The organism is Geitlerinema sp. CS-897, from assembly GCF_028368005.1.
Lineage (GTDB): Bacteria > Cyanobacteriota > Cyanobacteriia > Cyanobacteriales > Geitlerinemataceae > Baaleninema > Baaleninema simplex.
Genome location: NZ_JAQNCQ010000377.1, coordinates 71718 through 77998, shown reverse-complemented (window position 1 = coordinate 77998; position 6281 = coordinate 71718). Strand labels below are relative to the sequence as shown.

At 54.0% G+C, this 6281-nt stretch carries 5 protein-coding genes; 2 read left to right on the top strand and 3 right to left on the bottom strand.

Annotation, left to right across the window (positions count from 1 at the left end):
* Positions 1-156: 156 nt before the first annotated feature.
* A complete protein-coding gene (locus POG22_RS24175) occupies positions 157-2115 on the top strand; it encodes a TolC family protein (protein WP_498907428.1) in 1959 nt (652 codons plus the stop codon).
* Between the two features lie 69 nt (positions 2116-2184).
* Here the strand turns inward: POG22_RS24175 and POG22_RS24170 are convergent, their stop codons facing one another.
* The 3 genes from POG22_RS24170 to POG22_RS24160 all read right to left on the bottom strand — a co-directional run bounded on the left by POG22_RS24170 (position 2185) and on the right by POG22_RS24160 (position 5164).
* Positions 2185-2478, bottom strand: coding sequence for a hypothetical protein (locus tag POG22_RS24170; RefSeq protein WP_017661299.1), 294 nt, complete (start codon positions 2476-2478; stop codon positions 2185-2187).
* A 120-nt stretch (positions 2479-2598) separates the two neighbouring features.
* Positions 2599-4065, bottom strand: a complete 1467-nt coding sequence (locus POG22_RS24165; RefSeq protein ID WP_498907427.1) for a hypothetical protein — start codon at positions 4063-4065, stop codon at positions 2599-2601.
* A 130-nt stretch (positions 4066-4195) separates the two neighbouring features.
* Positions 4196-5164, bottom strand: a complete 969-nt coding sequence (locus tag POG22_RS24160; RefSeq protein WP_498907426.1) for a 3'(2'),5'-bisphosphate nucleotidase — start codon at positions 5162-5164, stop codon at positions 4196-4198.
* A 682-nt stretch (positions 5165-5846) separates the two neighbouring features.
* On the opposite strand from POG22_RS24160, the gene POG22_RS24155 reads away from it, so the two are divergent.
* Positions 5847-6263, top strand: coding sequence for a hypothetical protein (locus tag POG22_RS24155; RefSeq protein ID WP_498907425.1), 417 nt, complete (start codon positions 5847-5849; stop codon positions 6261-6263).
* Positions 6264-6281 lie beyond the last annotated feature (18 nt).

Genomic DNA, 6281 nt, shown 5'->3' with positions numbered 1-6281 from the left:
GGAGAGGGGGAGAAAGGGAGAGGGGGAGAGGGGGAGAAACTGTTACCTGTTTGCTGTCTTCACTGGTGACTGGTGACTGGTGACTGGTGACTGGTGACTGGTGACTGGTGACTGGTGACTGTTCCCTCTCAATTGTCAATTACAATTCTCAACTCAATGTCACAGCGTCCACCTTCTTTTGATTTAGCCACAGTTCGCTGGATCGCGCTCGGCTCGATGGTGTTGGGTGCTTCCAGTACGCTGCTGTTGGGATGGCGGTTCGCGCCGAGAAGTGAGATAAGGGAAGGTTCGGCAAAGGCGACACTGTCAAAGGCGATACTGTCTTCAAAGGGGGAGATGCCGTCGCCTCGACAGGCGATCGACCCTCAAGCGTTTCGCGTGGCGACCCCTCAATTCAAACTCGAAGATACTCCCTCGGAACGGACTGTTCCGTTTTGGCATCCTCCCGCGCCGAGGGACGTTGCGTTATCGGAAGAACCGTCTTCTCCTCCGACGACGGGCGATCGCACGCCTGTCTCGAACTCCCACTCGTCAGACTTCCCCGTTTCACCAACGACGCCAAAATCTGGCGCGATCGCCGAGAACGCGGACAGTTCCTCTGACGATTCAGAGGCCGAAACTGCGCCCCCTCCAACTTCGCCGTCTCCCACTGCGCCGTCCGAGCCGCTCGAAACCTGGTCGCTGCCAGAGGTTCGGGGGGAACGGCTCGAACTCGAACTATCCGAGGCGGTGGTGTTGGCGTTGCAGAACAACCGCGACATTGAAAACGCCTATCTCGAGCGGTTGCTGTCGTTGCGGGAGCTTGCGTCGGCAGAAGATAAATTCGTTCCCGATTTTACGCCGGAAGTGACGATCGCTGCCGATCGCAATTGGCTCGAAGAGTCTTCGACGAATCGCGACGCTTTGCGGTTGAACGCGCGAGTCGAGGTTCGGTTGCCCACGGGGGCTTCGATCGAAGCCAGCATCGGATCGTCAAGCGATCCGGGATTCGACGCCACGGGGAACGATTTTTTCCAGGTGGATACGGTGAATCAGGACGTACAGGTGCAGTTCGTTCAGCCGCTGTTACAGGGGGCGGGAACCACTGTCAACCGAGCCTCGATCGACATCGTCCGTCTCGAGGATCGCTCGGCCTATTTGGCGTTGAAAGCCACGCTCATGGATACGATAACGCAGGCGATCGGCGCGTACCGTCGGCTGTTGCAAGCCCAGGAAAGCCTCGAAATTCAGCAATTCGCCCTCGAGAACGCGAGAACTCAAGTCGAGGTCACGCAGGCGCTCATTGAAGGGGGACGCTTGGCACCGATCGAGTTAGTCACCTCTCAAACTCAGGTGGCCAACCGAGAAGTGAGCGTCGTCGAAGCGCAAAACGCGTTGGGTCAGGCGCAGTTAGATTTGTTACAAGTGTTAGATCTCGATCGCGAGGCGATCCCGACAGCCGTTGAGTCGCCGTCGATTCCCGAGTTCGATCGCGATCGCTTACAGCTCGATCGCCTCGTGGCCGTCGCGTTGCAGAGCAATCCTGAATACTTACAATTACTGCTACAACTCGAACGAACCCAACTCAATTTGTTGTTAGCCGAGGACGCGCGACGATGGCAGTTAGATTTCGACGCGCGATATCGCCAAGGGTTAGAAGGATTCCGCGATACGAACGGGGAATGGCGAGCGGCGTTGGTGTTGAGGCGAGCGTTTTTCGGCGACGATCGCTTAGACGTGGCGGTGGCGCGACAAGAAACGGCAGTACAGACCTTGAAAAACCGGATCGATAACGTTAAAGAAGATTTGAGTATCGATTTGCGCGACGCCGTGCGGGATCTCGAGGCGAAATTCCGTCAGGTGGAACTGGCACAACGGGCGCGGGAACTGGCACAGGAACAGTTAGAAAACGAGCGAGAAAAGTTGCGACTCGGGGTAGGAAACATTCGACTGCTCGATCTCGTAACGTTAGAAAACGAGCTAGTCAGCGCAGAAAACCGGGAACTCAACGCCGCGATCGCCTATCTCAACGCACAGACAGCGCTCGAGCGATTGTTAGGTGTGACCCTCGAGCGCTGGGATTTAGACATCGAGATCGAGGCAGCAGAAGACGCGTCAGACGTTCGAGAGGACTGAAAGCGCGAAACGGCTGTTTGACGCCCTCAGTCTTCGCTCTCAACTTTGAGGACAGCTTATCGTTGCGGTTCAATCGACCCGCTCGAGTTGCCACAGAATTTGATTTCCTTCGCGTCGGACTCGAGAGACGACCCAGTTGCGCCAAACCCAGTGGTCGCCGCGACTGGTCACGGCACTCGAGTTAATGTCGATGAGTGCGGCCAGCTCGGAACTGCTGACGAGATAGCCTTTTTCGGCGATTTCGTCGGCGATGTGCAGGCTTTCAACGAGATTGCGAAGCTCGTTAACACGGCTGTCGCCAGACAACTCGTTCGTTGTCAGATGGTTGGTTAAGTCGTTAGAAGATGCGATCGTGTCTGCCATTCCAGAAAACGGTTAAAAGATAGAAGTTACAAAAATCGATTGTAACGTTTGAGGAACCAATATGTCAGTCTGATAGGATCTTTTAAGCAATTGAATTTATTGATATGACATCGATCGCCATTATCGAGACCGACAGAGTTTCCAAGCGATCGCGCTCCCCACAAGCCCTGTAACCAGGCTCAGTAAGAATCCGGAAAAGGGCGAAACGGTCGTTTTATCTGCCTTGAGTGACTGCGTTGCCCAAACGAGGCTCGTTGCTTGGGTCGTGGCAATTCCCACTCCCACGGAAACGAAGGCGGTCGTAACGTCGCGCCCGAGCCGTTCCGATTCTCCACCAATGGGGTTTGCTTGCTGGAGATCGATCGCCCCGTTGAGGGTATTTATAACGTTTTGTAACAATTCCGAGCCGACAGCAAATCGCGCCAGATCGGTTTCGATTTGCAGGCGATAGGTCTCGGCCGGTCCGTCGGCGAATTCCGAGAGAACGTCGAGCTGGCTATCGGCATCTAGCTCGGCAATTTTTCTAACCTGTTGGGTATAGTTGGCCGAATTCGCCCGAATCGTGCGAGCTTGGTGGTCGAGGTTGTTGAGGTGTCGGGCGTAACGAGCCGACAGTTCCAGGGTTTCGACGAGCTTTTCCCGCAAGCGATCGAGGACGAGGGGGCAAAACTCCGACGAACCGTCGCGATCGCGCAGTTGCGCCCCCAAAGCGGCGGCAATGGTTTCGATTTCGATATAATCAGCCTTTAACTGGCGTTTGAGACCCCGACTGCGGGAGTACGCCCAAACAATTTTATTGCGGTAGCAGCACAACCGTAACAGATAGGGGTAAAGTGTTTCCATCGTTTGCCGCACCCCGTCGAGGGTTTGTCGGGGAGGAAACAGCAGCAGCAGTAAGTGTTGGTTTTCGCGGCCGGGATGTTCCCAATCTAGGGGCGCTTGCCAGACTTCGTAAAGGTTCGCTCCGGCAAAGCGTCCCCGAGTCGATTGGGGTTTTTCCCACTGCCCTTCGGGAACGAGCTGTTGGCGACAGGCTCGGGCGACTTGAGACGATTCGGGATGGTTGCCGGGGAGTTTCGCCCAGAGCAGCCAGGTTTGACCGATATTGCCCTGTTTTTCGGGGGATAGCGTCGCGCCGCCGTTTCGATCGCCCCCTCCGCGATCGAGGAGCGACAACATCGTCCGTTGCATTTCCGGCAAGCGATCGAGGGATTTCGCCGCGAAATCCAGTTGTCCTTGTCCCCGAACTTTTCCGGCGTAGTTCACTTGCAAGGCGTAGGTGTCGCCGAGTTGCAGAGCGTAAAGGTAGCCGTCGAGATCGTCCTCGAGCGATCGCTTGCCAGCAGGAGCCTCGGCAAACAGTTCGACAGCAGTGGCTTCGGGTTTTTCGAGCGTGGCGAGTTCGTCGAGTCGTCGGTGCGCGCCCTCGTCGAGTTCCTCGTAGTCGCGATCGAGGTCAGCATCGATTTTTCGCCAAAAGCGATGGCGGTTTCGACGGATTTTTTCAGCATCTTGACCCAATTCCTCTTGTAAGTCGTAGAGAAACAGGGTAAACGTCGGGTAGATGATTTGACTGGCCTCGTTCATCACGGATTAAGCAAAAGTCGGGTGAGTCGCGATCGCTGTCACCGCCGGAATTCGATCGAGCCGAGTCGTTCCGACGGGTGCAATTTCCACAGTTGAGATTCCGACGGTCGAAATTCCGAGAATATCGCAGCTATTGGGCGATGTTTTTCAGGGCTTCGAGAACAGTATCGTGAATCGTGCCGTTACTGACAACAACCCCGCGATTCTCTTTCAGCTTAACATTGCGGCTGAAATCCAGCGGTTTTCCATTCATGTCGCTGACGCGTCCTCCAGCTTCTTCGACGACGATCGCTCCAGCGGCGTGATCCCAAATATTTTCTCGATAATCGGGCGTTTTGGGAGAGGGGAGCCGTAGGTACAACGCCGCCTGTCCCGAAGCGACCGCTCCGTATTTGGCTTGGGAGTCCATCCGTAGCGACGGGGTGACGATACCGACCGCTCGGGCTACGGCGTCTTGCTGGGCGGGGTTGCCGTGGCTGGACTCCACGCTCTCGACGAAGCGCAAGTTCGCTCGGTTGTCGGCGTCACACACGGCGATCGCTTCGGCCTGGCCGCCCGCAAGAGGCATCATCTGCGCGCCTTCTCCGCGTACGGCCACGAACAAGATGCCGGGATCTCGGGTATCGACAGCCAGGGCAGGACACGCTAACACCCCCAGTTTGACTTCTCCCTCGTCGATCAACGCCAAGGCGACGGCGTACTGATCTTGTCGGAGAAAGCCTTTCGTGCCGTCGATGGGATCGAGCGTCCAGAAACGCGGGGCAATTTTACCGTTACCGCGATCGATCCACGTCAGAACGTCTTCTTCCGTGGCATTCGCTTCGATTTCTTTAACATATCCCGTTACTTTGGTCAAGGCGTTCGACATCTCAGCTTGACGAAGGGCAGTAGCGTCTTCCTCTCCAACCACAGAATCGTCGGGAAACGCTTCAGCCAAGGCTTTACAGACTAACGCTTGCGAGCCGTAGTCAGCCACGGTCACGGGACTTTTATCCTGTTTTTCCATCGCGGTCGGGATATCCTGGCGCACGCGCTGACAGAGTTTGGAGGCAGCGATCGCCGCCCGCACGGCCACTTCCTTTTCGCGTTCGTAAGACATGGAACACCTCTCGAGCAAGATCGTATCGAGCTTAGCCCAAGATGAGGTCGATAGTCGATCGTTGATAGTTTCTCCCCATCTCCCTCTCTTCCCTGTTCTCCTCCTGCCCTCCCTCTCCTTGTCACCCTCTAATCTCCTGGGATTCCGTAGTGTTTGAGTTTTCGGCATCGAAGGCGAGACTAAAACGACGGTTTTCTTTCAGTCCAAATGTGGAGAAATGTTCGAGGGCAGTCGTTGCTTCTCGTGCGACGGCTGCTTTGATATCGAGATTAAGTTGTGAAATTCTGGGTTTTTCTGCAATACTCGGCGATGACACTCGATGGCTCCGAAAGTTCTAAAAATTAGACTTTTTTACAAAAAAATAATTTCTCGATGGGTTCATCTCACTTTTGTAAAAACGTTTAAAAAAATATGAGTCTGGGGTAGATTGGGTCGAGCGATATAGCGATCTTATATAATTGACAAACAGATTGTCAAACGAAATCTCGTAAGCATACTAGCATACAATCTACGGTGTCAGACGTAAATTCGAGTGTTTTTTGCCCTATAATTAAAAAGCGATCGAGGTCGAAGTTGCATTTCATGCGATCGCATTCACATAAAACGTGTCTTAAAATAATTTCAAGCTGACCCAGATCGTTGTTTCAACAAACATTCTCTAAAACAAAAAACATTTAACTTTATGGGACAAAAAGAACATCTAATTGCAATGGCAGAAGACGAAGTTTTGGAATACAGTACCGAAGCTCGTAAAATCGAAAAACTTCGTCCGAAATTCGGTCTTGCCGTTCCCTATCCGCAACAAGCTAAAGTTCGAGAACAAATCTTAGCTGACATTCCCAATAACTTCTTGGCGAAGCTCGTCGAAACCCAACGTCAAACCGTCGCCCTTCCCTTCTGGGGAATTGGCGGATTGGGGCTGTTACTGGGGATTTCTGCGTCGCAACCGCTCGATTTCATCGCCACCGTCGTCGGCTTTGCGGCAGCGTTCAACATCCAGAAATGGGGATTTCGACTCGAAGCGAAACGGTTGGCAGTAAAAACCCTCGATGCGATCGAATCCAGCATTCAAGCCGAAAGACAAAAAAACGACCCCTAACTCCCTCTGTGTTCTCTG

Coding starts and splice junctions, on each gene's coding strand:
- POG22_RS24175 (WP_498907428.1), top strand. CDS start 157: ATGTCACAGCGTCCACCTTCTTTTGATTTAGCCACAGTTCGCTGGATC.
- POG22_RS24160 (WP_498907426.1), bottom strand. CDS start 5,164: ATGTCTTACGAACGCGAAAAGGAAGTGGCCGTGCGGGCGGCGATCGCT.
- POG22_RS24155 (WP_498907425.1), top strand. CDS start 5,847: ATGGGACAAAAAGAACATCTAATTGCAATGGCAGAAGACGAAGTTTTG.
- POG22_RS24170 (WP_017661299.1), bottom strand. CDS start 2,478: ATGGCAGACACGATCGCATCTTCTAACGACTTAACCAACCATCTGACA.
- POG22_RS24165 (WP_498907427.1), bottom strand. CDS start 4,065: ATGAACGAGGCCAGTCAAATCATCTACCCGACGTTTACCCTGTTTCTC.